29 protein-coding genes are annotated in these 25,126 nt (G+C 64.5%); 11 read left to right on the top strand and 18 right to left on the bottom strand.

The window, feature by feature from the left end; translation table 11 throughout:
- Positions 1–83: 83 nt before the first annotated feature.
- Positions 84–350 (bottom strand): hypothetical protein, encoded by a 267-nt coding sequence (locus ABIA90_RS10980; protein ID WP_354118828.1) that lies wholly within the window; start codon positions 348–350, stop codon positions 84–86.
- 155 nt (positions 351–505) lie between these two features.
- Here ABIA90_RS10980 and ABIA90_RS10985 point away from each other — a divergent pair, with 155 nt between their 5' ends.
- The 3 genes from ABIA90_RS10985 to ABIA90_RS10995 all read left to right on the top strand — a co-directional run bounded on the left by ABIA90_RS10985 (position 506) and on the right by ABIA90_RS10995 (position 3,448).
- On the top strand, positions 506–1,309 hold the full coding sequence (locus ABIA90_RS10985) for an MBL fold metallo-hydrolase (protein WP_354118829.1): 804 nt from the start codon (positions 506–508) through the stop codon (positions 1,307–1,309).
- 156 nt (positions 1,310–1,465) lie between these two features.
- Positions 1,466–2,485, top strand: a complete 1,020-nt coding sequence (locus tag ABIA90_RS10990) for an alpha/beta fold hydrolase (protein WP_354118830.1) — start codon at positions 1,466–1,468, stop codon at positions 2,483–2,485.
- Positions 2,486–2,500: 15 nt separating this feature from the next.
- A complete protein-coding gene (locus tag ABIA90_RS10995) occupies positions 2,501–3,448 on the top strand; it encodes a fatty acid desaturase (protein ID WP_354118879.1) in 948 nt (315 codons plus the stop codon).
- Between the two features lie 56 nt (positions 3,449–3,504).
- On the opposite strand, the gene ABIA90_RS11000 is transcribed toward ABIA90_RS10995, so the two are convergent.
- Positions 3,505–3,738 carry a hypothetical protein gene (locus ABIA90_RS11000; RefSeq protein ID WP_014498305.1) on the bottom strand — a complete coding sequence of 78 codons (234 nt, stop codon included), beginning with the start codon at positions 3,736–3,738 and terminating at the stop codon, positions 3,505–3,507.
- 138 nt (positions 3,739–3,876) lie between these two features.
- Positions 3,877–4,860 (bottom strand): helix-turn-helix transcriptional regulator, encoded by a 984-nt coding sequence (locus tag ABIA90_RS11005; protein ID WP_354118831.1) that lies wholly within the window; start codon positions 4,858–4,860, stop codon positions 3,877–3,879.
- Between the two features lie 84 nt (positions 4,861–4,944).
- Between ABIA90_RS11005 and ABIA90_RS11010 the strand changes: the two genes are divergently transcribed.
- Both ABIA90_RS11010 and ABIA90_RS11015 read left to right on the top strand, forming a co-directional pair.
- Positions 4,945–5,589 (top strand): glutathione S-transferase family protein, encoded by a 645-nt coding sequence (locus tag ABIA90_RS11010; RefSeq protein WP_354118832.1) that lies wholly within the window; start codon positions 4,945–4,947, stop codon positions 5,587–5,589.
- A gap of 29 nt (positions 5,590–5,618) precedes the next feature.
- Complete coding sequence (locus tag ABIA90_RS11015; RefSeq protein ID WP_354118833.1) at positions 5,619–6,041, top strand: DUF6157 family protein; 423 nt, start codon at positions 5,619–5,621, stop codon at positions 6,039–6,041.
- On the opposite strand, the gene ABIA90_RS11020 is transcribed toward ABIA90_RS11015, so the two are convergent.
- The 4 genes from ABIA90_RS11020 to ABIA90_RS11035 all read right to left on the bottom strand — a co-directional run bounded on the left by ABIA90_RS11020 (position 6,042) and on the right by ABIA90_RS11035 (position 9,895).
- Entirely contained in the window at positions 6,042–6,827 is a 786-nt protein-coding gene (locus ABIA90_RS11020) for an enoyl-CoA hydratase/isomerase family protein (RefSeq protein WP_354118834.1), read from the bottom strand.
- Positions 6,828–6,839: 12 nt separating this feature from the next.
- Positions 6,840–7,949 carry a cyclic nucleotide-gated ion channel gene (locus ABIA90_RS11025; protein ID WP_354118835.1) on the bottom strand — a complete coding sequence of 370 codons (1,110 nt, stop codon included), beginning with the start codon at positions 7,947–7,949 and terminating at the stop codon, positions 6,840–6,842.
- Positions 7,950–8,107: 158 nt separating this feature from the next.
- The gene (locus tag ABIA90_RS11030) at positions 8,108–8,326 is read right to left on the bottom strand and encodes a hypothetical protein (RefSeq protein ID WP_135214674.1); all 219 of its coding nucleotides are present in this window, start codon (positions 8,324–8,326) and stop codon (positions 8,108–8,110) included.
- Positions 8,327–8,449: 123 nt separating this feature from the next.
- Complete coding sequence (locus ABIA90_RS11035) at positions 8,450–9,895, bottom strand: TAXI family TRAP transporter solute-binding subunit (RefSeq protein ID WP_354118836.1); 1,446 nt, start codon at positions 9,893–9,895, stop codon at positions 8,450–8,452.
- A 402-nt stretch (positions 9,896–10,297) separates the two neighbouring features.
- Between ABIA90_RS11035 and ABIA90_RS11040 the strand changes: the two genes are divergently transcribed.
- Together ABIA90_RS11040 and ABIA90_RS11045 are read left to right on the top strand one after the other, a co-directional pair.
- Positions 10,298–10,645 (top strand): DUF3307 domain-containing protein, encoded by a 348-nt coding sequence (locus ABIA90_RS11040; protein ID WP_175618257.1) that lies wholly within the window; start codon positions 10,298–10,300, stop codon positions 10,643–10,645.
- 294 nt (positions 10,646–10,939) lie between these two features.
- Complete coding sequence (locus ABIA90_RS11045; protein WP_354118837.1) at positions 10,940–11,353, top strand: hypothetical protein; 414 nt, start codon at positions 10,940–10,942, stop codon at positions 11,351–11,353.
- Here the strand turns inward: ABIA90_RS11045 and ABIA90_RS11050 are convergent.
- Together ABIA90_RS11050 and ABIA90_RS11055 are read right to left on the bottom strand one after the other, a co-directional pair.
- Complete coding sequence (locus ABIA90_RS11050; protein ID WP_167768028.1) at positions 11,350–11,673, bottom strand: YkgJ family cysteine cluster protein; 324 nt, start codon at positions 11,671–11,673, stop codon at positions 11,350–11,352. The genes ABIA90_RS11045 and ABIA90_RS11050 overlap by 4 nt on opposite strands.
- Positions 11,674–11,678: 5 nt before the next feature.
- The gene (locus ABIA90_RS11055) at positions 11,679–12,377 is read right to left on the bottom strand and encodes a helix-turn-helix transcriptional regulator (protein WP_063980922.1); all 699 of its coding nucleotides are present in this window, start codon (positions 12,375–12,377) and stop codon (positions 11,679–11,681) included.
- Between the two features lie 113 nt (positions 12,378–12,490).
- Between ABIA90_RS11055 and ABIA90_RS11060 the strand changes: the two genes are divergently transcribed.
- The gene (locus ABIA90_RS11060; protein ID WP_038933544.1) at positions 12,491–12,751 is read left to right on the top strand and encodes a hypothetical protein; all 261 of its coding nucleotides are present in this window, start codon (positions 12,491–12,493) and stop codon (positions 12,749–12,751) included.
- Positions 12,752–12,819: 68 nt separating this feature from the next.
- Complete coding sequence (locus tag ABIA90_RS11065) at positions 12,820–13,548, top strand: glutathione S-transferase family protein (protein WP_028157342.1); 729 nt, start codon at positions 12,820–12,822, stop codon at positions 13,546–13,548.
- A 200-nt stretch (positions 13,549–13,748) separates the two neighbouring features.
- On the opposite strand, the gene ABIA90_RS11070 is transcribed toward ABIA90_RS11065, so the two are convergent.
- The 9 genes from ABIA90_RS11070 to ABIA90_RS11110 all read right to left on the bottom strand — a co-directional run bounded on the left by ABIA90_RS11070 (position 13,749) and on the right by ABIA90_RS11110 (position 22,920).
- Complete coding sequence (locus ABIA90_RS11070; RefSeq protein WP_028151958.1) at positions 13,749–14,900, bottom strand: ABC transporter substrate-binding protein; 1,152 nt, start codon at positions 14,898–14,900, stop codon at positions 13,749–13,751.
- A gap of 90 nt (positions 14,901–14,990) precedes the next feature.
- Entirely contained in the window at positions 14,991–15,410 is a 420-nt protein-coding gene (locus ABIA90_RS11075) for an acyl-CoA thioesterase (protein ID WP_085403547.1), read from the bottom strand.
- A 25-nt stretch (positions 15,411–15,435) separates the two neighbouring features.
- Complete coding sequence (locus ABIA90_RS11080) at positions 15,436–16,197, bottom strand: 3-hydroxyacyl-CoA dehydrogenase (RefSeq protein ID WP_038933541.1); 762 nt, start codon at positions 16,195–16,197, stop codon at positions 15,436–15,438.
- Positions 16,198–16,222: 25 nt separating this feature from the next.
- Entirely contained in the window at positions 16,223–18,106 is a 1,884-nt protein-coding gene (locus ABIA90_RS11085) for a feruloyl-CoA synthase (protein ID WP_354118838.1), read from the bottom strand.
- Entirely contained in the window at positions 18,103–18,912 is an 810-nt protein-coding gene (locus tag ABIA90_RS11090; RefSeq protein ID WP_063980927.1) for a crotonase/enoyl-CoA hydratase family protein, read from the bottom strand. The genes ABIA90_RS11085 and ABIA90_RS11090 overlap by 4 nt, the downstream gene beginning before the upstream one ends.
- 253 nt (positions 18,913–19,165) lie before the next feature.
- The gene (locus tag ABIA90_RS11095; RefSeq protein WP_354118839.1) at positions 19,166–19,627 is read right to left on the bottom strand and encodes a DUF3237 domain-containing protein; all 462 of its coding nucleotides are present in this window, start codon (positions 19,625–19,627) and stop codon (positions 19,166–19,168) included.
- Between the two features lie 209 nt (positions 19,628–19,836).
- Entirely contained in the window at positions 19,837–21,156 is a 1,320-nt protein-coding gene (locus tag ABIA90_RS11100; protein WP_354118840.1) for a TRAP transporter large permease, read from the bottom strand.
- A 2-nt stretch (positions 21,157–21,158) separates the two neighbouring features.
- A complete protein-coding gene (locus ABIA90_RS11105) occupies positions 21,159–21,668 on the bottom strand; it encodes a TRAP transporter small permease (protein WP_014498282.1) in 510 nt (169 codons plus the stop codon).
- A 235-nt stretch (positions 21,669–21,903) separates the two neighbouring features.
- Positions 21,904–22,920 carry a TRAP transporter substrate-binding protein gene (locus ABIA90_RS11110; RefSeq protein WP_208068773.1) on the bottom strand — a complete coding sequence of 339 codons (1,017 nt, stop codon included), beginning with the start codon at positions 22,918–22,920 and terminating at the stop codon, positions 21,904–21,906.
- Between the two features lie 260 nt (positions 22,921–23,180).
- Between ABIA90_RS11110 and pobA the strand changes: the two genes are divergently transcribed.
- Both pobA and ABIA90_RS11120 read left to right on the top strand, forming a co-directional pair.
- The gene (gene pobA, locus ABIA90_RS11115; protein WP_354118841.1) at positions 23,181–24,350 is read left to right on the top strand and encodes a 4-hydroxybenzoate 3-monooxygenase; all 1,170 of its coding nucleotides are present in this window, start codon (positions 23,181–23,183) and stop codon (positions 24,348–24,350) included.
- A gap of 316 nt (positions 24,351–24,666) precedes the next feature.
- Positions 24,667–25,086 carry a PaaI family thioesterase gene (locus tag ABIA90_RS11120; RefSeq protein ID WP_354118842.1) on the top strand — a complete coding sequence of 140 codons (420 nt, stop codon included), beginning with the start codon at positions 24,667–24,669 and terminating at the stop codon, positions 25,084–25,086.
- Positions 25,087–25,126: the final 40 nt, after the last annotated feature.

Genomic DNA, 25,126 nt, shown 5'->3' on the forward strand with positions numbered 1-25,126 from the left:
GCGTGATAAGCCACTCACGATGACGCCCTGTGACCGCGACCTGGTGCCGCAGCCCGGTGTGCCGAGATGAAAAAGCGCGAGCGCTAGCAGCGCCCGGTGCTTGAGCAGCATGGTGAACGCATCAGGCGCGTGTCGGGGTCATCCTCCTTGCAGCCGCGCGAGGCGGGGTCGTCGATCGCCTTTGCGGGGATCATCAGCACGCAGGCGATCGCGATGGCGCCGAACACGGCCGCCAGCACGAACACGGCGACATAGCCGAACGTGTAGCCGAGATAGCCCGACAGCGGCGGGGAGGGGAGCGCGATGCCATCGAGCGTTGAATGACGGCCGGCGGAAATGGTCTTGCACAAGCAGGGCTGACAAGACGGGCTCACATGACCGGCCAACTGGCGCCGGGGCGGACCGGAAAGTAACATGTGCTAGCCGGGTTGGTTCCTCCGCACTTGCGATGGGAGGGCTACGGCGTCATCTCGTGGGTGTCCCCTCCTTCTTCTGGATCACGGCCATGCCTCTCTGGACCTGCGAAACCTGCGGCGCCCAATTTCCGGAAGGCGAAAAACCGCCCGCATCCTGTCCGATCTGCGAGGACGAGCGGCAGTTCGTGAACTGGAAGGGCCAAACCTTCCTCACACGCGAAGCGTTGGCGGAACGGCACCGCCTTGCCTGGCGGGACGATCTCGGCCTCACCGGCGTCGGGTCCGAGCCGAGCTTCGCCATCGGCCAGCGCGCGCTGTTGGTGCCGCTCGGCGACGGCTGTCTGATGTGGGACTGCGTCCCGCTAGCGACGCCGGAAGCCATCGCGCATGTGCGCTCGCTCGGCGGGCTGAAGGCGATCGCGATCTCGCATCCACACTACTATGGCGCGCTTGCCGACTGGAGCGAGGCGTTCGGCGGCGTGCCGGTCTATCTGCATGCCGACGATCGCCAATGGGTGACGCGTCCGCATCCCTCGATCGTGCACTGGACCGGCGATCAGCAGCGCATCTCCGACGATGTGCTGCTGTTGCGCACCGGCGGTCATTTCGCGGGCGCCACCATGCTGCACCATGTGCGCGGTGCGGAGGGCAAGGGTGCGCTGCTCACCGGCGATATCGCGCAGGTGACGATGGACCGGCGCTTCGTCAGCTTCATGTACTCCTATCCGAACTACATGCCGCTCAACGCCGCCGCGGTGCGGCGGATCGCGGCCGCTGTGGAGCCGCTCGCCTTTGACCGCATCTACGGCGCCTGGTGGGGCCGCAACATCGCCTCCGGCGCCAAGGCCGCATTCGCAGCGTCCGTGCAGCGATACATCGCGGCCATCGCCTGACGCGTGACGACCATACCCTCTTGTTCTGATCTAATAACTGTACTATAAGTACAGATATTAAGCGCGACGCAACGATGCGTTTGCCGGTCCGGCACGAACAATGCATCGTTGTCTCGGCGGGCGCATGCTGCGGCCGCGTGAGCGGGAGTTGGACGCATGACCGGGCAGCGCGACTACGAGATCTTTGAGGCCGGCGACGTCACGCTTCAGTCCGGCGCCGTCTTCCCCGCGATGAAGCTCACCTACAAGACCTACGGCACCCTCAGCCCCGCCAGGGACAACGTTATCCTCTACCCGACCTCGTTCAGCGCCCAACACTACGACACGGAATGGCTGATCGGGCCCGATGGCGTGCTCGACCCTACGCGCTACTTCATCATCATCCCGAACCTGTTCGGCAACGGCCTGTCGTCCTCGCCATCGAATTTCGGCGACGCGCCATTCCCGCAAATCACCTATCACGACGCCATCGCGGTCCAGCACCGGCTGCTGACCGAGCGTTTCGGCATCACAAAACTCGCGCTGGTCTATGGCTGGTCGATGGGCGGCATGCAGACCTATCACTGGGCGGCGCTGCATCCCGACATGGTCGCGCGGGCCGCGGTGGTCTGCGGCAGTGCGCGCTGCGCGCCCTATAATTACGTCTTCCTCGAAAGTGTGAAGGCTGCGCTGACCGGTGATCCCGCCTTCCGCGACGGCCGCTTCGTCGAGAAGCCCGTTGCCGGCTATCGCGCCATGGGGCGCGTCTATGCCGGCTGGGCGATGTCGCACGGCTTCTATCGCGACGAGCTCTGGCGCGAGGCGGGCTTCACCTCGCTCGAGGATTATCTGGTCCGGAACTGGGACGCGACCTTTGCCCGGCGTGATGCCAACGATCTCCTCGCGCAGGCCGGGATCTGGCAGCGTGGTGACATCAGTCGTTGCGCGTCATTCGGCGGCGATCTCGACCGGGCGTTGGCCGCGATCAAGGCGCATATGCTGCTGATGCCGGGTGCGACCGACCGCTATTTCGATGTCCGCGACAATGAGGACGAGCTCGGCAGGCTGGTCAACGCAAAATCGGCGGTGCTGCATCCGATCCCGTCGCTGCACGGCCATCGCGCCGGCAACCCCGTCAGCAATCCGCGCGACCAGGCCTTCCTCAAGGCCGAGATCGCAGAGCTTCTCAGCAAATAGGACGAGCCTTCGATGATGACTGACGCGACTGTTTCAGAGCCCGGCCATCGCCTGAAGCCGCTGAGCCCGGCGATGCTGCGCGAATTGTCGGTGCGCTCGAACCTCAGGGGGGCCGCGAAAAGTCTCAGCCATTACGGCCTGGTCGTGCTGGTCGGCGCGCTGGTCTGGAAGGTCTCTTCAGCCTGGGGCGTGTTATGGGCGCTGCCGCTGATCGCGGTGCAGGGCTATTTCGTCGCCTTCCTGTTCATGGCGCTGCACGAGACCGCGCACAAGACTGCGTTCAGGAGCCGTGGCCTCAACCTTGCGGTCGGCTATCCCTCGGCCTTCATCATCGGACAACCTTACGAATATTACTGCCTGTTTCACTGGGACCATCACCGCTACACCCAGGATCCGGACAAGGACCCGGAGCTGATCGTCGGCGTGAAGCCGACATCCGACACGCAGCTTGCGCTCGCCTATAGCGGCCTGCTTCAGGTCGCCGGCCGCCTCCGGTTGATGCTCGGCCACGCCGTCACCGGCAAGGTCACCGTGCCCTGGATTCCCGAAAACAAGCGCGCCGTCATCGTGCGCGAGGCGCGCGCCTATGCCGGGCTCTATGCGCTGCTGCTCGCGCTCTCGCTGTGGTCTTCCTCAGCGTTGCTGCTCTGGGTCTGGATTGTCCCGCTGATCATCGGGCAGTCCTTCCTGCGGCCCTATCTCTATGCCGAGCACACCGGCTGCGACCGCACCCGCAGCGCCTTCCAGAACACGCGCACCACCTACACCAGCGCGATCGTCAAATGGTTCGCGTGGAATATGCCCTACCACGTCGAGCACCACGCCTATCCCTCGATCCCGTTTCACGCGCTGCCGAAGCTGAACGAGATCGTCGACGACGAGATCGTCCATCGCGGCCGCGGCTATATCAGGACGACGCGCGAGACCTGGGCCTGGTTTCGCCGGCATCGGCAGATTGGTTAACCCAATGCAAAACTCCGGCCGCGATGCGACCGGAGCTTTGTCGAGGGCGTCAGATATCAGTAGATCCCGTAGGCGCAGACATTCACGACGCGGACGCGCAGGCCATGGCGGGTCCTGACGACGCGCTCCTGGTAGCAGTTGCTGACGCCGGTGTTGACGTAGACGCCGCCAAAGCCCCAGCCGGGACCCCAGTGATGATGGAAGCCGTGGGCCGAAGCCGCGGTGGGCGCGAGAGCGGCAGCACCGAGCGAACCAGCGGCGATCAGACCAAGAGCAAGCTTACGAAACATTTTCATTCTCCAGTGTGGCGCTAAGGCCGTTGTTGTGTCCCTGCTTCTCCGTCGGGCTGAGACGCGAACGCGTTCAGGGCGCGAGGCAGGAATCGTGTTTCAGGAATGTTTCGTGAGCTTCGGTGAAATGCGCCGCTGTCAGGCTTTTCGCGCCGCTGCGCGATAGCGCGCAGCCATCGCCTGCGTCATCTCCGCCATCTTCTCGCGGAGATCGGCGGGCTCCAGCACTTCGGCTTCGGACCCCAGCCGCAACAATTCGGATGCCGCGTGCCATGACGTCTTGCCGGTCGGAACGCGCGCGATGCGCCAGCCGTCCGCATCCGCGGTCTCTTCAAGCTGGGTGCGCGCCTTGACGTAAGGCTGGCTCAGCGCGTCGAGCAGTTTGACGCCGAACGGCGACAGCCGCACGATCGCGACATTGGGATGCATCTCGGCTTCGAGGCGAAGCGTCGCAGCCTGCCAATAGGCGGCGAGATCGAACGCGGCGGGACGATCGAAGCGGTCGTCGAGCGCGGTGCAGTCCAGCACGCGCGCGATGCGATAGGTGCGCGTGCTGCCGTCGACGTGACCGGCGAGATACCAGCTGCCGCCCTTCAGCACCAGCCCGAGCGGTGCGACGCGGCGCTGCTTCTCCGCGCGCCAGCTCTGGTAGCGGATCCTGATCAGCGTCCCGCGCAGAGCCGCGCCGGCAATGGTGCGCAGATGTTTGGGCTCTTCCGTCTCGCCGAACCAGCCGGGTGCGTCCAGGTGAAAACGCTCCTGCATCCGCCCGGCGTCTTCGCGAAGGTTGGCAGGGAGTGCCGCCATCAGCTTGTTCTGCGCGGCGATCATCGCCGCGTCCAGCCCGAGCGCCGCGGCCGGTCCCGGCAGTCCCGCAAGGAACAGGGCCTCCGCCTCGTTCTGCGACAGGCCGTTCAAGCGCACGCGATAACCGTCGAGCAGGCGATAGCCGCCCTCCGCGCCGCGGTCGGCATAAACGGGGACGCCGGACGCCGCGAGCGCGTCGATGTCGCGATAGATCGTGCGCACCGAGACCTCGCAGGCTTCCGCAAGCTCGGGCGCAGTGACCTGCCCCCTGGCCTGGAGGGTGGTGAGGATCGACAGCATTCTGCTCGCGCGCATGATCCCTTAAACCATACCTGACACAGGATGTCAGGTATGGTCCGCTACAAGCGCCATCGCCAGCCGGCCAGATGGAGACCTGTTATGACCGATCAAAACCGCATCACCCTGTATTATTCGCCGCAAAGCCGCGCCACGGGCACGCGGGTGCTGCTGGAGGAGCTGGGCGCGCCCTACGATCTCCACGTCCTCAACATGAAGGCCGGCGAGCAGCGCCAGGGCGCCTATCTTGCCATCAATCCGCTCGGCAAGGTGCCGGCGGTTCGCCACGGCGAGGCGCTGGTGACCGAGCAGGTCGCGATCACCATCTATCTCGCCGATCTGTTTCCGCAGGCGGGGCTGACGCCCACGCTGAACGATCCGCTGCGCGGTCCTTACCTGCGCTGGATCGCCTATTACGGCGCATCGTTCGAGCCGGCCTTGATCGACAAGTTCATGCAGCGCGAGCCGGCGCCGATCATGCAGTCGCCCTATGCCGATTACGACACCATGCTGGGCGCGCTCGAGACGCAATTGTCGAAGGGGCCGTATCTGCTCGGCGAGCGCATGACGGCGGCGGATGTGTTGTGGGGTGTCGCGTTCAGCTGGACGATGATGTTCGGCATCGTGCCGAAAAAAGATGTATTCGTTCGCTATGCCGAGCGCATGACCTCGCGTCCCGCGTTCCAGCGGATCAATGCGGCCGACGACGAGATGGCGGCGCAGCATGCCGCGGCTGCTGGTGGTTGAACGATCCAGGGTTGCAGATGACAAAGTCGATGCACACGACCAACTGCTTCAACACCTTCATCCGGGTCGCTGAAGACTGTCCCGCGCATACCGGCGAGGAGCCGCCGCTGCGCGCGGGAAAGCCGACGGTGGCGTGCCTGCAGTACGGGATGATCGCCAAGGCACCCTACAAGCACACGTCCGACGACGTGATCTTCGCGACGTCCGCGCCGGGACGCGAGCTCGATGTGAAGGCGACGAAGACGGAGAAGCGTGCGGCCCGTGAAGCGTTCTTCTCCCGAGGGCAGGCGTGCATGAGGGCGTCGAGCCTGGGCAAGCGCTTCGGCTGGGGCGTTCATGCCGACAGTGAGGGCCGGATCGCGATTTACGCCGTCGACAGCAAGCGCTACCAGGCGCTCGTCCGCGATCCCAAGCTGGCGCAGGTGCGCGCGATGCGGTCGCAGCGGGCGTGATCAGAATTTTGGCGGCCGTTTTTCCGCGAACGCCCTGATACCTTCCTTGATCTCGTCGCCGCGCATGCTGTCGCGGTGGCGCTGATCGGCGGCCGCTTCGTCCAATTCGCCGCGGGCGAATTCGTTGATGGCGCGCTTCATGCCGGCCATTGCCTGCGGCGCGTTGCCGGCGAGGATGTTGGCGAGCTTGTCGACCTCCTCGTCCAGGAATTCCACCGGCACCATGGCGGTGAGATAGCCGATGCGCAGCATCTCCGGTGCGCTGATCTTCTGCGCGGTGAGGAACAGCTTCTTCGCGTTGTCGACGCCGAGCCGCGTCACGTAACGCTTGATGCCGCTTCGGTAGTAGTGCAGCCCGAGCCGCGCCGCCGGCATGAACATCTCGGCGGTGTCGACGCCGATGCGGAAATCGCAGGCGAGCGCGAGGTCGGTCGAGCCGCCATAGACGCCGCCATTGAGCCGGCAGATCGTCGGCACGCCGAGATCCTCCAACCGGTTGACGACGACCTCGAACGCCGAGCCCGCGCTCTGCTGCTCGTTGGCGCTGACCGCGCGCTCGGCAACCGAGTTGAGGTCATAGCCCGCCGAGAAGGCCCGCCCCGTGCCGGTCAGCACCAGCACGCGGATATCAGGATCGGCCTCGATCCGGTCGAAAAGTCTGACCAGCTCGCTGAGATCCTCGGCCTGGAGCCGGTTGAGATGTTTGGGCCGGTTGAGGCGGATGGTGGCGCGTGCGCCGTCACGTTCGAGCACGGGGCCTGAGGCTGCGTCGGCTGTGTCCGACATTCTTGTCTCCATTTATTTGTTTTCGAGTGTGCGGCGCTTGGCTTCCGCATCGATGGTTTCGGCGAGATCGGGATGCCGCGCCATCAGCACGCGGAAGTCGACGAGGTCGAGCACCAGCAGCCGCGACACCTTCGTGGTCGAGACATTGGCACCGCGCTTGTTGTTGCCAAGCAGCGCCATCTCGCCGAAGAACGCGCCCTCGCCGAGCTGGACCTTCTTGCCGGGCAGGTCGACCTCGACCTCGCCGGCGGCGATGAAATACATGCAGTCGCCCTGCGTGCCCTTGCGGATGATCATGGTGCGCGCCGGCAGCTCCATGGTGCGCAGCATGTGGGTGACGTCGGCGATGGCGGCAGGCCCGAGCGCTGCGAAGAACGGCACCTTGCTGACGGATTCCCAGGTCTTGAGGAAGTTGTCGCGGCGGGTCTCGGCGGCAAAGCCGGTCGCCAGGATACCGGTCCACAGCCCGAACACGCCGAGGCCCGAGATCATTACCATCGCCGCCACCATGCGCCCGAGCGGCGTCACCGGCACGACGTCGCCGTAGCCCGTCGTCGTCAGCGTGACGACAGCCCACCACAGCGCGGCGGGAACGCTGCCGAAGGTTTGGGGCTGCACGTCCCGTTCCAGGAAATATTCAGCGACGGAAGCGAGGAACACCACCATCAGGAAGATCACGAGCACGCTGACCAGCGGCCCCGATTCCAGCACCAGCACCCGGCGCAGCTGCCGCAGGCCCGGAATGCCCGGCACCACCTTCAATACCCAGAGCACGCTGAGCAGCCACGCCGTCTTCGGCTCGATGCCGATCAGGAGCGCGACCGGCACGGCCAGCGCGCCCAGAGCATCGACCACTCCGGCCGAGGAGGTCATGTAGAGCGACAGGCGCCCCGTCTGTGCCATGTGGCGCAGCCGGACCACCCATTCGAACACGAAATAGACGAGGCAGGCCCATAGCAGGGCGTCGACCCAGCGGTGCACCGTCTCGTAGGCCGGGTTGACCGTCAGCAGCACCATGCTGAGCACGCCGAGGCCGACCGCCACATAGGCCGCCTTGGTCATGTTGCGGCCGGCCGTGGCGGCCACGAACTGGGCCAGTGCGGGGATCAGCGGCTTGGACATGCGGGAAGGCGGGCTCGGTCGTGTCTCTTGCGGTCCCGGCTGGGACGCCGCCGCCAAAGTGCCCGCCCGGGCAGGAGCCGTCAACGACGGGCAGGGGGCTGCCGGCAGCATCGTCCGACAGGCATGCGGCAAGCCCGGTGCCGTGGGGATCCGGGGCGCTACCTGAAATGTGGCGGCTCGTCGTAGCCGCGGCGGCTGCTGAAAAAAAGCAACATCATCAGGCCGATGCCGACGACGATGGCGAAACCCGCTCCCAGCGCCAACGCCACATAGCCTTCCGTCGGGATCGGCTCGCCCTCGATCGCCATTGCGGAATAGGCGAAATAGCCGGCCGCCACCAGCATGCCCAGAAGGATGATGACGAGGAGTGTACGCATGGCGCGTGCTCCGGTTGTATCCGGGAGCAAACGGTTGTGGATGGGGGCGGTTCCCGGATTCGGCCCGGCGATTCGCGGGAAATGTCGGCAAGGCGCTGCTGCGAGACCCGTCAGATCGACAGGTCAGGCACTCTGAGCTGTCTTCACCACGACGATCTTGCTCTCGTCCTGCTGGGGAGGGGCCGTATCCTGGGCGACCTTGTCGGCCTCGCCGCAGTGGCGTTTGAGATAGTCGCGGCGCATGCCGATCTCGTCGCGGACGAACTCGTAGCCGAGCTTGAAGGTGTCGAGTCCGTCGGTACTGATCGTGCCGTCTCTGAGACCTATGACGGCGCCGCGCAGAATGCCCTCTAGCTCATCCTGGAGACATTCGAGCTGGTCCAGCGAATGGGCGTGCTCGATGCGTTCGCCGATGTCGAGGACGGCGGTAGAAAGCTCGCCAGCCTTCTCCGGCGCGATCCGGGTGATCTTGGCGTAGATAGCAGCGAAGATCGAGCCGATCACGCTGAGCGCAGCAGCGCCCAGATACATCAGGTCGCTGTACTTATCCATGAACGACTTGGTGTCGTCGTTGATGTAGTCGGCCGCCCCCTGATGCGCCATCACGTAGGCATCCTTCTCGACGGAGGCCGGCTCGATTCGGCTGGCGAAGCCGTTGTCGAGCCCGAGCGCGGACTTGTTCTCATAGACGACGCGCGCGAGTTCGCCCGCCGTGCTCGCCGACATCCTTGATTGCGCGACCAGCAGCCATTCGAGCCCGATCGTGTCGAGGTCGTCGTCGGGAATTTCCGGCGATGCGGACAGCGTGCCCGCAGTCAGCGTTTCGCTGGAAATGCCGGGAATCTTGCGCGCCAGCGCCTTGGCCTCGTCGATCGCGTTCAGTGTGAAGCCGCCGCGCTTGGCGACCTGCTCATAGGCCTTGTCCCGCACCGCCCTGGAGGCATGGACGATGGCGATCACCGCGCCAAAGCCGCTCGCCGGCGCGAACAGCTTGTCGAGCGTTGCGCCCTGCGGCGCCATCTGGATCTTCGCGGCGTCCGAACCGTCGGGGATGTCGAGGATGCTACGGACGAAGGCGAGCGAGGATTCGTTCTCGGCAAGGACGGCAACTTTCTTCTTCTTCAACTCGGCGAGCGATTTGATCTTCTTGTTGCCGGGACCGAGCAGCAGCACCAGATCGTGCTCGAGGATCGCGAGCGTGCGCGCCCGCAGCGGCACCTTGGCGTCGGTGCGAAGGACGGCGAGGTCAGCCTGCTTGCGGTCGAACTGTGCGAGCGCCTTGGCATTGTCTGCGTTGTTGACGATCTTGATCCGGAAGCGCGAGGCGTTGTTCTTCAGCAGCGTGGCGAGCTTGGCGGCGAATAGCGCTTCGTCGCTGTTGGGGGTGCCGACGGCAAAGGTCAGCGTCTCCGAATTGTGCAGCATGGCGCGGCCGCCCCAGACGGTGGCGAGCGACAGCAGCAGGGTCAGCACGACGTAGAGAAAGACCTGCTGCTGATTGGTCTTGATCACCTTGGGGCGCCGCGGCGGCGGTTCGGTCGGTGACGAGGTTGGGCCTTCAGTACTCATGGCAGCACTCCGGCCCTATTCCTGAGTGGCGGACGGCTCGCGGATGCGATCGCGGCGGGCGCCCTGCAATTCCTAAACGTCTGAAAAAAGAACGATTTTCTCTGCCGACAATGATAGCGCGCCGATGCCGGAATGCAAAATTCGAGCCGGAGGTAACCTTACTCGATCTGGCCGCGGCGATTGGTCATCCTATCACCAGTTAGCCACAGTTGGCGATTTTCCAGTTCCCCCCGGCTGCATTCCGTCGCGGGAGATGTCATAAATCACACGTCCCGGCGATTTGACCGGTCCAAAAAGAAGTTGCGCTAACGCTCCGATCTTTCTTGTCACGTCAATGAGGGCGTCAGCTTGTCGTTTCCACCCATGTCATCGGCGGTTCCGGTCGAAGCGCTCATTGGCTGGATGTTGCTGCTCACCTTCAAGCACATCATCGCCGATTTCGTGCTCCAGACCGCCTGGATGGCGCACGGCAAGGACCAGAAGCACGGCTGGGCTTTGCCGCTTCTGGTGCATTGCCTGATTCACCTCGCGGTTGCGCTGCCGCTGATCCTGATCGTGGCGCCGCGATTCTGGTTCGTCGCGTTCATCGACTTCGCGATCCACATCACCATCGACCGCGCCAAGGGGTTCGTCTCCGCCAATTTCGGTGTCGACCTCCAGCATCCCTGGTTCTGGACCCTGATCGGCGTCGACCAGGCCCTGCATCATTTGACCGGTTTCGGCCTTTCCATCTTCATGGCGGCGAACTGAGGCCGGCGGCTCTCCGGAGTGGCTGCCGGGCCTGCATGGTTCGAGACGGCGCTCCGCGCCTCCTCACCATGAGGGGTTAGGATCTTTCAGCAGAAACAGACCTCATCCTGAGGAGCCCGCCAATGGCGGGCGTCTCGAAGGATGGCCGCATGCGGTCGCCAACCCCGTTTTCAACCCACCAGGTCGCCTCCGATTCGCGACCAGGGCGCAAGGACCCCGGGTGACTACCGGGCGGCGTGGTTAACCTTTCATTAGAGAATTGCGCTGCATCTTCGGCATCGAGGGAGAACTGCAATGTTTTCAAGCCGCGACGCCTATGAAAGCGATTTCTGCCCGGTCCGCGACGAGCTCCTTGGCGAGATGTATCGCGCCAGCGAGAGTGGCCTGCCGAGGCTGGTTGAGAGTGTTTCCCCTGACGCGCGCGCCAGGCTGGCGCTGTTCTGCTATCGCCGCAGCCATCTGCACTCGCTGGCGGTCGCGATCGCAGCCAGCTGCAACGAGCGTGACCTGATCGACAATGGCGGCCGCGTCGGCTCGACGCTCTACGCGCTGTCGCGCGAAAGCGCGGTCAAATCGTCGCCGTCGCTGTCGGGGGGCCGCAAGCCGATCACGCTGTCGACCAAGCCGCTCTCGGTGCTTGCACCGCTTGAGGACGGGTTCGACGACGAGGTCAGCGAAGCCGTTCCAGCTGCAGCCGTTCCAGCCTAAGCGACCTCGATTGCCGGCAGTCCGAATTTCCGCCGTGCCATCGCGCATTCGGCGTCTCCCGGCATGCAGGTGCGGCACACCTCCGGCCGCACCTCGTAAATGCCGCAGGCCGTCTGCTTTCCGATCTCCCCCCGCAACGCCGAACAGCGATCGCCCTCGCAGCGCATGCCGGATTGGCGCGCGTTGACGAGCGTTTCGGGAATTGCGGCAAGCTCCTCGTCGCTCTCGATCGAGAAGCGCGGCCAGTTCTCCGAATAGCCACAGCAGGCGCCGCAGCTCTGGCACCAGCTCGACAGATCGACGGGGGAGGTCTCTTCCATCGCGCTCACGTGTCCTTTGGCGGGCCCCAGACCAGGCTCTGCCGCCATCTCGCGCGCAGCACGTCGCGCCGCTCCGGATATTTATCGTCGAGATAGTTCGCATCCACGACGCGATCGGTGCGGAAGCTGCGGAAGTCGCCGCGCAGCTCGCACCAGGCCGCAAGCAGGCGCACGGCTTCGAGATAGCCGACCGAGATCGGCCAGATCATGCGCTCGCTGGGGCGGCCCTGCTCGTCGCGATAGCGCAGCATGATCTTCCTGCCTTCGTGGATCTGGGTGCGCGTGCGCGCCATGTCGAGGCGGTCCGGCTCCCTGTTCCAGCTCGGCCGCGCGCGGCTTGCCGGCTCCAGCACGAAGGGACGCAAGCGCTCAGGCACGGTGTCGGCGATCTTGGCCATCAAATCTTCGGCCGCGCGTGCCAGTGCGGAATCGGCATGGCCCGCGACCCATTGCGCGCCCAGCACCGCCGCCTCGATCTCGTCGGGTGTCAGCATCAAGGGCGGCAGGTCGAAACCCTTCTCGAGGATGTAGCCCATGCCGGCTTCGCCGCGGATCGGCACCCGCTGGCCGATCAAGGTTGCGATGTCGCGATAGATGGTGCGCTTCGAGGTCTCGAGCTCGGCCGCGATCGCGTCCGCGGTCAGCGGCTTACGCGTGCGCCTCAGCACCTGGATGATCTGAAACAGCCGGTCGGCGCGTCTCATGGCAATTCTCTTATCGGGGGACGGATCAGAAAATGGCGCGCTGCTGCTGACAGGATGTTGGCAGCAGGGGGTGTCTATACCGGGACAACACATCGACTGAAGAGGATTTGTCCATGATCATTCCAACCCATTTTGGCCCGGCGATTCCGATGTTGCGGGCACAGGTCTGGTCCGCCTGGGCGCTCGGCCGCCTCGTTTCGCTCGATCTCATGGCCGTCGACCTCCGATTTGCTCTCGCAAGCGTGATGGCACGCTTGCTGACCCAGGCTGCGGACGCGCTGGCCCGCCATGTCATGGCCCGCGCCTGGCGGGGGGCCCGTTTCGCAGAAGATATCACGGCTGCTGCCACCATGGTGGCAGCAGCCGGTCACTAGGTTCCCTCAAAGTTTCGCAAGTCCAAATTTCGCAAGCCCAAATTTCGCAGGTCCAGGAGAGAGTTCGCATGATCACGCTTTATGGCTTTGGCGCCGGCTTCGGCCTGCCGGAAATCAGCCCCTTCGTCACCAAGACCGAGGTGCAGCTCAAGATGGCGGGACTGCCCTACCGGAAGGAGCGGGCGATGCCGCCGGCCTCGCCCAAGGGGCAGCTGCCGTTCATCGACGATGGCGGCGAGGCGGTGGCCGATTCCACCTTCATTCGCGCCCATATCGAGCGCCGCTATGGCTTCGATTTCGACGCCGGGCTGTCGCTGGCCGAGCGGGCGCAGGCCTGGGCGTTCGAGCGCATGATCGAGCATCACGTCTACTGGGCGCTGGTCGGGGCGCGCTGGGTCGATCCGGTCAACTTCGCCAAGGGACCCGCGCATTTCTTCGACGGCGCGCCGGAGCACAATCGCGAAAAGTTGCGCGAGGATGCGCAATTCCGTGTCGCCGAGAACTATCTGCTCTCGGGCCTAGGCCGCCACGCGCCCGACGACGATGTCGATCTCGCGGTACGTTCGCTGTTCGCGCTCTCGGTCCAGCTCGGCGACAAGGCCTACCTGATGGGCAACAAGCCCTGCGGTGTCGATGCCACCGCCTTCGGCGCGCTCGCCGGAATCCTGACGCCCTTCTTCGAATCCGGCCTGCGTCAGCGCGCCGAGGGATTTGCGAACCTCACCGCCTATGTCGATCGCATGATGGACGATTATTATCCGGAGTTCGCCTGGACCCCGCTGCGGCAGGCGGCCTAGCGCTCAGCTGTTGCCGGCGTATGGGGCACTGAGCTTCCACATCGTCATGGCCGGGCTTGTCCCGGCCATCCACGGCTTGCGGCAGGGCCCAGAGAACGTGGATGCCCGGGACAAGCCCGGGCATGACGACGTCTGCCAGTGAAAACAAAAGAGCCGGCCCAACGGGCCGGCTCTCGTCGTCTTAAAACTTTCGCCGCGCCTTACCTCACGAGCGTGTACTTGCCGTTCTTCACCGTGAGCAGGATGCGCGAGCGCTCGTCGAGGCCGTAGCGGTCCTTTTCGGTGAAGTTGTAGACGCCCTGGCTCGCTGCCAGCTCCTTCTCCGATAGCAGCGCCTGGCGGATCGCTTCGCGGAATTCCGGTGTGCCGGGCTTTGCGGTTTTCAGCGCCGTCGGAATGATGCGCTTGAGGATCTCGAACGCATCATAGGAGTGACCGGCGAACTGGCTGCGGCTGTTCGGGCCGTACTTGGCCTCATAGGCGGTGTTGAGCGCGAGGCCCGGCTTCTTGGTGGCGGCTTCGTCCGGCTGGTCCTCGGGGTCCATGACGGGACCGGAGGCCATCAGCACGCCTTCTGCTGCTTTGCCGGCGATGCGGATGAAGTCCATGCTGGCGGCGCCATGGGTCTGGTAGATCAGGCCCTGATAGCCGCGCTCGCGCAGCTCGGTCTGCGGCAGCGCGGCCGCGGTACCGGAGGCGCCGACCAGGATCGCGTCGGGGTTGGCGGCGACGAGCTTCAGCACCTGTCCGGTCACTGACGTATCAGGGCGGGCGAAGCGCTCCTCATCGGCGATGGTGATGCCCATCGGCACCGCCTGGGCCTTCAGGTCGTTGAACCAGAGGTCGCCATAGGAGTCGGAATAGCCGATATAGCCGACGGTCTTCACGCCCTTCGACTTCATGTGGTCGTACAGCACCTTGCCCACGATCGGGATCGGCTGCGGCATCGCCACCGACCACTTCATGCGCTCAGGCGTGATCGGGAACGGCGCCAGGCCGAAATGCGGAATGCCGGCCTCGTTGGCGACGTTGGAGACCGCGATGGTCGGCGGCGTCAGTGCCGAGCCCATGATGATGTCGGCCTTGGATTCGGTCACGAAACGGCGGGCGTTGGTGGTCGCCGTGGTGGGATCGCCGCCGTCGTCGAGCACGATCACCTTCAGCGGCACGCCGCCGATCTCCTTCGGCACGAATTCCAGCGCGTTGCGCTCGGGAATGCCGAGCGCCGCGCCCGGGCCGGTCGTGGTGGTGGTGATGCCGATGGTGATTTCGCTGGTCTGGGCCAGCGCAGGCAGAGCCGGCAGGGCAAGCGTCGCCGCAGCGATGGCGGCGGTCAGGTAAAAGCGTTTCATCTATTCCTCCCTTGACGTGTTTCTTTGAAAGCAGAAATCGGGGGGTAATTCAGCCCCCTCTTTTGGTGATGCGGCGATTTAGCTCCAGACCTAGCTCCCCGTGAATTTGGCTACCATTTCCGCCGGAAACGGTGCCGATTTCAGCTTGTCGGGGTTAACGGGATCGCGGCGGACCAGGACGCGGGTCTCAAAACCCTCGATCGCCAGCGCCTCGCCCTTGTAGACGTTGTGCTTCACCTCGAAGCTCGAGCGCTTGATGCTCTCGATCTTCGTTTCGATGGTGATCCAGTCGCCATAGGTCGAGGGGATGTAGAACTTGGACCGCGTGTCGACCATGGGGATGCCCACCAGGCCGTATTTGCGGACCAAATCCTGCTTTGAGAATCCGGCGACCTCGAACAGGGTCGACGTCGAATCGTCGAACATCGCGAAATAGCGCGGGTAATAGACGATGTTGGCGGGGTCGCAGTCGCCCCACTGGATCTGGACGTCGCGCCGGTTCACGAACATGCGATGGCCCTGCTTTCGTTGCGCCTTACTTCGGCGCCATGCGCAGCGAGCCGTCCAGGCGCACCACTTCGCCGTTCAGGTACGAATTCTCGACCATGTGCAGCGCGAGCGCGGCGAACTCGTCGGCGTGGCCGAGCCGGCGCGGGAACGGGATCGCGGCGGCGAGCGAGTCCTGGGCTTCCTGCGGCAGGTTGGCGAGCAGCGGCGTCAGGAACAGGCCGGGCGCGATCGTCAGCACGCGGACGCCGAACTGCGCGAGCTCGCGCGCGATCGGCAGCGTCATGCCGACGATGCCGCCCTTGGAGGCCGAATAGGCCGACTGGCCGATCTGGCCGTCATAGGCGGCAACGGACGCCGTATTGATGATGACGCCGCGCTCGCCGGTCGCCTGCGGCTCGAGCTTGGACATCTCGGTTGCGGCGAGGCGCAGCATGTTGAAGGTGCCGATGAGGTTGACCTTGATCACCTTGTCGAAATCGGCAAGGGCCATCGGCCCGTCGCGGCCGACCACGCGCTTGGCGACGCCGATGCCGGCGCAATTGACCAGCACGCGCGCGGGTCCATGCGCCTTGGTCGCCTGCGTGATCGCAGCCTCGGCCGAGGCGGCATCGGAGACGTCGCAGGTCACGGCAACGCCCTTGAGCTCGGCGGCGACGGTCTCCGCAAGCTTGGCATTGAGGTCGAACACCGCGACCTTGGCGCCCTGCGCCGCCAGCTTTCGCGCGGTCGCAGCGCCCAGTCCCGATGCGCCGCCGGTAACGATGACTGCCTGATCCTTCAACAACATGGCGTTCTCCTTTGGCGATGGTTTCTTAGCCGACCGATATCACACGGTCCGATGGATTGGCAGCGTAGAGCTCCTCGATCAGCGCGTCGCGATGTTCCAGCACCGCGCGTTGGTTGATCGAGCCCTTGTCGGTGACTTCACCCTTGTCGATCGAAAGCGGCGTATCCAGCAGGATCGCGCGCGTGATCCGCGTCGAGGAACCGGTGGCCGAAGACAGAAAACGCGTCAGGCGCTCGCGGAAGGCCTCGCGCACCAGCCGGTCGCGGGCGGTGACGGTGAGATCGTCGGCCGGCAGCGTCGGGTTGATCAGCCGGCAGCCGTCGAGATCGAGCAGCACCAGCGCGGAGATTTCGTCGCGGTTGATGCCGGCGATGACGACGTCGCGCACCAGCGGCGCGCAGGCCGCGACGAAGCGCGCACGCAGCGGGCCGACACTGACCCAGGTGCCGCTGCCGAGCTTGAAGTCTTCGCTGACGCGGCCGTCGAAATCGAAGCCGGCGTTGAGATCGTCGGGATCGACGGGCTTGAGCGCGTCGCCCATCTTGTAAAATCCTTCCTCGTCGAAGGATTTCGCGGTGATTTCGGGCTGACGCCAATAGCCGGGCATTACGTTCGGCCCCTTGGCGCGCACTTCCATCTTGCCGTTGTTCGGCACCAGCTTGGCGTCATTGCCTGACACGGGCAACCCGACATGGCCGGAGCGGCTGGTGCGCGGATTGACCGACATGAAGAACGGCGCGGTCTCGGTGGCGCCAAGGCCCGTCAGCATCGGCACGCGGTAGCCCTTCTCCTTCACCGCGAGCTCGTCGAGGCTGTTCCAGACGAACGGCGACAGCGCGGCGCCCGAGAAGAACATCGCGTGCAGCCGGTCGAAGAATTTTGCGCGCAGGCCCTGGTCGTCGCGCAAATACGGCAGCAGCGATTCATAGCCCTTGGGCACGTTGAAATAGACCGTCGGCGAAATCTCCTGGAGATTGCGCACGGTCTCCTCGATGCCGCCCGGCACCGGCTTGCCGGCGTCGAGATACATCGAGCCGCCATTGTAGAGCGTCAGCCCGATATTGTGGTTGCCGCCAAAGGTGTGATTCCAGGGCAGCCAGTCGATGATGACCGGGGGCTCGTCCTTGAGGAAGGCGAGCGTCTCGCGCAGCATCACCTGGTTGGCGCAGATCATGCGCTGGGTGTTGATGACGGCCTTGGGATTGCCGGTCGAGCCCGACGTCAGCAAAAACTTCGCGATCGTGTCGGGGCCGATCCTGTCGTGTATCGCGTCGAGATCGCCGTGGAGCGGCGTCGCCATGAGGTCGGCGAGCAGGGTGACGTCGCGGCCCGGCACGCTGCCCCAGGACGCGGCGATCTCGGTGCCGAGCGTGACATTGGCGGCGAGCGCATCCGCGAACTTGCCGGCGTCCTCGGCAAAGACGAGGCCGGGCGTCAGCAGCTTCATCAGGTAAGAGAGCTTGCCGTAATCCTTCGACACCAGCGAATAGGCCGGCGACACCGGGCAGAACGGAATTCCGGCATAGAACGCGCCGAACGCGAGCAGCGCGTGGTCGATCGAATTGCCTGAGAGGATGACGACCGGCCGCTCCGCCGACAGACCGCGCGCAATCAGGCCGGAGGCAATGCGCCGGCTGGCGGCGAGCAGCTCTGCGTAAGTGATCTTGCGCCAGCCGCGGCCGCCTTCGCGCTCGGCCATGAAAACGCGGTCCGGCGTCGTCGTCGCCCAATGATGCAGGCGGTCGGTGAGGCGGACCGGATAGTCGCCGAGCGGCTGTTTGGGCCGCAGGTAAATCGTGCCGTCGTCGCGCCGCTCGATGTTGACGACGGGATCGCCGAACGAAATGGGCCGCAGCGGGGAAGTGCTCGCGCCGCGCTCCATGCTGGAAGAGGACGGCTGCCCGCTCATGACTTCGGCTTCACCTTTGCGGTCTTGTGTTCGAGGAATTCGCGGATCCTGCGTTTTGCCTCTTTGTCGCTCTGCGCAACTGTTGCCATCAGCGACTCCATCAACAGGCCGGCCTGCGGATTGGCCTCCGCGATCATCGGCAGTGCCTGGAGCACGGCGAAGTTCGTCAGCGGCGCGTTGGAGGCGACTTTGGTTGCAAGCTCCAGCGCCTTGCCGAGCCCGTTGCCGGCCTCCGTCACATATTGCGTAAAGCCGTAGGAGGCGCCTTCGGTCGCGCTATAGACGCGGCCGGTCAGCATCATGTCCATCATCCTGGCAACGCCGATCAGCCGCGGCAGCCGCACCGAGCCGCCGCCGCCGACGAAGATGCCGCGCTGGCCTTCCGGCAGGGCGAAATAGGTCGAGGGCTCGGCGACGCGGATATGGGCGGCGCAGGCAAGCTCCAGCCCGCCGCCGATCACCGCGCCCCGGAGCGCAGCGATCACGGGCACGCGGCTATACTGGATGCGGTCGAACACCCGGTGCCACATCTGCGAATGGAGGAGGCCGCCGGTCGCGTCGTGGTCCTGAAGCTCGGAGAGGTCGAGGCCGGAGGAGAAATGATCGCCGATGCCGTGGATGACGACCGCGCCGATATCCTCGGGCAGGGAGGCAAAGCACTCGCCGATTTCGAGGATAATGCCGTCATTGAGCGCATTGCGCTTGGCCGGCCGGTTCAGGCCCACGGTCAGAACCCGGTCCGCCCGCTCGATCCTCAAAAGCCCGGAGGCGCCCGCGTCAGCGGTCTCGGCGTTTCCCTGTGTCATTTGCGTCCTTGTCAGAATAGTTATGTTGTATAACGAATTCTGGGGGAGTCAAGGAGGGCGGGGAGGATATCACCCCCAGCGGGGATTGAATTGCCTGGATCTCATCCGGCGGTCAGGGGTCTCTACGGCCTTGTGATACGCTGCTGTTGCCGCATCCACCGTCATTGCGAGCGCAGCGAAGCAATCCAGAGTCTCTCCGCGGAAAGATCCTGGATTGCTTCGCTGCGCTCGCAATGACGAGGTGGCAGGCTTCTCACAGCACCTGATGCACGTCGATCACCACGCGATCCGCATGGCGTGCGGCTGAGCCGACAAAAACGTGCTGCATCAGCCAGCGATATTTTTCGTGCCCCGTCTCGAATTTCGGGACCGTGCGAAAGTAAATCAGCTTCGGATCGACCGGCTCACCACGCTTGAGCTTTTGCAGCAGCTCGACCGGGCCGAAGCGCATGCCCTTGTTCTCGACATAGACGATGGCGCCGTCATCCGTTTCGAAGGCGTATTTGGCTTCGAGATCGATCAGCTCGTTGGGACGGATGGTCTGGAAGTCGGCGCCGAACGGCAGCACCTTGCCGGTGATCGCGCCCGTCACCTCGCCGCCGATAATCGGGATGATGCGGCGGACGCCGATGCCGGTATCGCCGGCCGTGATGACGTCGCCGATTTTTGCGGTGACGGTGAAGACGTATTTGGTCTCGAGCGCCGGTGTGGTCATCGCTTCTCTCCGATCGATTGCGCCAAGCGCAGTGCTCTTCCTTCTCCCCTTGTGGGAGAAGGTGGCGCGAAGCGCCGGATGAGGGGTTGTCTCCGCAAACGCAAGTGTGCGGGCGGAGAGATACCCTCACCCGTCTCGCCGCTCCGCGGCGAGCCACCCTCTCCCACAAGGGGAGAGGGGACAACAGCGCGTCGCGCAGTAGGCGTTCACTAGTTCGCCATCATGCGTGTCGGCAGCCAGGTCGCCAGCAGCGGGAACGCGATCAGGATCACCAGCCGCACCAGGTCCGTCGCCACGAACGGGATCACGCCCTTGAAGATCGTGGAGAAGGAAACGTCCTTCACCACGCTCTTGATGACAAAGACGTTCATCCCGACCGGCGGATGGATCAGGCCGAGCTCGACGGTCATCACGATGATGACGCCGAACCAGATCGGATCAAACCCGAGATGCGTGATGACGGGAAAGATGATCGGCACGGTGAGGATGATCATCGCCATGGCGTCCATCAGGCAGCCGAGCACGAGATACATCACCATGATCAGCGCCAGCACGCCGTAGGGGCCGAGGCCGAGACCGGTGAGGAATTCGGTGACCTTCTGCGGCGTCTGCGTCACCGTGAGGAAATAGCCGAAGATCAGCGCGCCGATCAGCACGGTGAACACGGCGGCCGCGGTGCGCGTCGCCTGCAGCAGCGAGGCCAGGATCTTCTCGCGGTTGAGCCGGCCGGTGACGACGCCGATGATGAAGGCGCCGGCGGCGCCGACGCCGCCGGCTTCGGTCGGCGTGAAGCGCGGCAGGAACGGCAGGCCGTAGAGGCCGCCGATGACGAACACGAACAGCAAGACCGGCGCCCAGATGTCTTTCAGGCCCGCAAAGCGCTCGCGCCACGGCAGCACCTTGCCCTTGGGCAGGAAGTCCGGGCGGAAATGACCGATCAGGAAGATCGTGATCATGTACATGGTCATTGCCAGCAGGCCCGGAATGATGCCGGCGATGAAAAGCTTTCCGATGTCCTGCTCGGTGATGATGCCGTAGACCGCGAGCACGGTGGAGGGCGGCAGCATCGCGCCCAGCGTGCCGCCGGCGGCGATCACGCCGGTGGCGAACGACTGCGGATAGCCGAAGCGGCGCATCTCGGGGTAGGCGACGGCGGAGAAGGTCGCGGCGGTCGCGACGGAGGAGCCGCAGATCGCGGCAAAGCCGCCGCAGGCGCCGACGGTGGCAATGCCGAGCCCGCCGCGCAGATGCCCGACAAAGCCGTTGGCGGCGCGGAACAGCTCGCGGCTCATGCCGGAATTGCTGACGAAGGAGCCCATCAGCAGGAACATCGGGATGACGCCGAAGGTGTAGTCGGTGACCGTGCGCATCGAGGTCTGGCCGACCAGCTTCAGAGCGGCCGTCCCGTTGACGAGATAAGCGAAGCCGGTCACGCCGACGAGGCCCATGGCCATGCCGACGGGCACGCGCAGCAGCATCAGGACGAACAGGGAAACGAAGCCGATTAAGGCGACGGCATCGGTGCTCATGATTACTCCGTCGCCTTCAATTTGGGATCGTGCATGTCTTCGGGATGGAAGATCAGGCGGTAGGTGCGGATCGCGATCAGCAGCACGGCCGCGGCATCACCGATCCACGCGACCGCGAAGAACGGCCAGGTCGGCATGTGCATGTCGAAAGTCTGGACGTTGTCGTTGTAGGTGCCGCGCACCTTGTCGAACAGCGTCCAGGTCTGCACGGTGACGACGAACAGCAGCACCAGCGTTGCGAACACGTCGATCCAGCGCTGGTAGCGCGGCCCGACATTGCCCCAGACGAGGTCGACCGTGATGTGGGTGCCGCGATAGGACGTCGCCGCGATGCCCCAGAAAATGAGGATGCCGAGCAGCATGCGGCCGATATCGAACGAATCGGGGATCGAGTAGTTCAGCGTGTTGCGCAGCAGCACCGACAGGAAGATGTCGAGCGCGACGATACCGACGAAGCCGGCCGCGATCCATTCGATCGTGTCGATGATGCGGTCCATCCAGGAGCGCTTCATGGGAGGTGTCACGTCGTGTGCTGTCATTGTTTGATCTCGGTCTCGCCGCGCACTTCACCTCGCCCCGCTTGCGGGGAGAGGTCGAATTCGAGCGTCGCTCGAATTCGGGTGAGGGGGGACTCTCCGCGAATCGAGCTGTCACCGTCTCTGCGGAAGCAGCCCCTCACCCCAACCCTCTCCCCGTAAGAACGGGGAGAGCGGGAAGAAGAGAGCTGGCCGCGGCCGCAGCTTGGCGCTATTCCGCCAGCGCGTTGTACTTCTTCAGCGACGCCTTCAGCTCGCTAAGCGCCGCGTCCGGATCGGCGCCGGCCTTCTTGGCGCCTTCGCCCCAGGTCTTGACCAAGGGATCGGCGGCCTTCTTCCAGGCGGCGGTCTGTTCCGGCGTCAGCTTGTAGACCTCGTGGCCGGCTTCCGCCTTCACTTTGTCGACGCCGGCGTCCTCGAACTTGCCCCAGTGCTCGCCGACCACGCCGGCCATCTCGGTCGAGCAGTTCTTGTCGATCGCGGCCTTCTGCTTGTCGGACATCGCGTTGTACTTGTCCTTGTTGATCACGAACACGAAGGTCGTGGTGTAGAGCGGCGCCTCCATGTCGTACTTGGTCACCTTGTCGATGCCGAACAGCACCAGCGAGCCCCAGGGGAAGGTGACGCCGTCGGCAACGCCGCGCTCGATGATGTCGCGGACCTCAGGCGCAGAGGATTGCACATTGGTGCCGCCGAGCGAGGTGACGAAATTCGCCATGGTGGCGTGCGCGGGACGGATCTTCAGGCCCTTCACGTCCTCCGGCATCACGATCTTCTTCGTCTTGGAATGGAACGACGAAGGCGAGTGGACGAAGGCGAGGCAGTATTTGACGTCCTTCATCTCCTTCTCGGCATATTTGCGGTACCAGGCGTCCAGGCCCATCGAGCCGCCCTTGGCGTCCGAGATCAGGAACGGCAATTCGCCGGCGCCGACGATCGGGAAGCGGCCGGGCTGATAGCCGGGATTGACGTAGGTGACGTCGGCGATGCCGTCGCGCGCCATGTCGTAATGGTCGAAAGCCTTGCCGAGTTGCTGGGCGGGAAACACCTTGCCCGTGATGGTGCCGCCGGAATCCTTATTCACCGCGGCCACCCAGTCTTCCAGGGATTTCTGCAGCGGATGCGAGGCCGGCACCCAGTGCGAAACCTTCAGGTCGAAGGTCTTGTCCTGCGCGAACGCGGGGCTCACGCTTGCTGCCAGCAGCAACGCCAGACAGGCTTTCCTCATCGGTCGTCTCTCCCTGTTTCGACGGCGGGCTTCGATGGCCCGGTCTCATTAATTAACATGTTATCTAATTTGCCGGCGCGTTCAAGCCGGAACTGGCGCGGCGCGCCGCCGCGTCATCTACGTCAGCCATGTTGCATGGATTTGTTGCTGCTCGGGCGCACTCCCCTTTTGCCCAACGATTATATGATATAATTATCTTGCGCGGACCGACGCGACAAGCGAGCCGCGGCGAAAACCTACAGGATCGGGAGGAGCAAGTATTGCGGACAAAAGTCGCAATCATCGGGGCCGGGCCGGCCGGATTGTTGCTTGGGCAACTGCTGCACCAATACGGCATCGACAATGTGATTCTGGAGCGGCAGAGCCCAGACTACGTGCTCGGCCGCATCCGTGCCGGCCTCCTCGAGGAGGGAACCGTCGCGCTGCTCGACCAGATCGGCGCCAGCGCGCGGGCGCATGCCGAAGGCCTGGTGCATGAAGGCATCGAGCTCGCCTTTTCCGGCCGCCGTCACCGCATCGACATGAAGGCCGCGACCGGCAAGACGGTCATGATCTATGGCCAGACCGAGGTCACGCTCGACCTGATGAATGCGCGCAAGGCCGCGGGTCTCACCTCGGTCTACGAGGCCAAGGACGTGCAGCCGCACGATTTCGACGGTAGTCGGCCGCGCGTCACCTATGTCAAGGACGGGGTCACCCACACGATCGATTGCGACTTCATCGCCGGCTGCGATGGCTTTCACGGCGTCAGCCGCGCCAGCGTCCCGGCCACGGCGATTGAGGAGTTCGAGCGGATCTATCCGTTCGGCTGGCTCGGCATCCTCTCGGAGACGCCCCCTGTCAGCCACGAGCTGATCTATTCCAACAACGCCCGCGGCTTTGCGCTCTGCACCATGCGCTCGACCAAGCGCAGCCGCTACTACGTGCAGTGCGCGCTCGACGACCATGTCGACCAATGGCCGGACGACCGCTTCTGGGACGAATTGAAGCGCCGGCTCGACCAGGAGGCGGCCGACAGTCTGGTCACGGGCCCCTCGATCGAGAAGAGCATTGCGCCGCTGCGCAGCTTCGTCGCCGAGCCGATGCGGTTCGGCACGATGTTCCTGTGCGGCGACGCCGCCCACATCGTGCCGCCGACCGGCGCGAAGGGGCTGAACTTAGCTGCCAGCGATGCGCACTATCTGTCGAACGCACTGCGCGAATTCTACGACGAGAAATCGAACGCCGGCATCGACGCCTATTCCGCCACGGCGCTGGCGCGGGTCTGGAAAGCGGTGCGCTTCTCCTGGTGGATGACCTCGATGCTGCACAAATTCCCCGACACCGGCACCATCGGCGGGCGCATCCAGCTCGCCGAGCTCGACTACGTCACGCAGTCGCAGGCCGCGATGACGTCGCTGTCGGAGAACTATGTGGGGCTGCCGTTTTAGGAGGGTGCCGTAGGGTGGGCAAAGCGCAGCGTGCCCACCAGCTTTTGCGTTTGCTACGAGATGGTGGGCACGGCGCTATGCGCCTTTGCCCACCCTACGGCATCGCGTGCTTTCTCCACATCGTCATTGTGAGCGAAGCGAAGCAATCCAGACTGTTTCCGCGGAGAAAGTCTGGATTGCTTCGTCGCTTCGCTCCTCGCAATGACGGGAGTGCCCATTTCAAACACCCGCGCAAATTCCGTTTAAAACTTTGTAGGCAGTGAAACTGTCATCCACATCGCGTTCAATGACGCCAACCAGCAACGCGAGACACGCTATGACCGACACCGACATCCCCGACGGCTTCGAGCCGCTTTCCCGCAAGAGTCCGCTCACCGAGCCGTGGGAGCCGCTCTACGCGAAGAAGACCGACAAGGCCGTGATCATCGGCCTGCGTCTCGCCAAGCCGCACACCAACGGCCGCGGCCTGATCCATGGCGGCCTCATCGCCGCACTCGCGGACAACGCCATGGGCTATAGCTGCGCGCAGATGACGAACTGGACCACCTCGTTCGTCACGATCTCGCTCACGGTCGATTTCGTCGGCTCCGCCGAGATCGGCCAGTGGCTCGCGATCGAGAGCGACGTGATCAGGACCGGCAAGACGATCTGTTTCGCGCAGAGTCTCGCAAAGGCCGATGACGCCGTGATCGCACGCGCTAGCGGGACGTTCCGCGTGGTGCCGAAGAAGGGGTGAGCCCCCGCCCTTTCCGTCGTCATGCCCGGGCTTGTCCCGG

Origin of the sequence: Bradyrhizobium sp. LA6.8 (assembly GCF_040547935.1) — a bacterium.
GTDB lineage: Bacteria > Pseudomonadota > Alphaproteobacteria > Rhizobiales > Xanthobacteraceae > Bradyrhizobium > Bradyrhizobium barranii.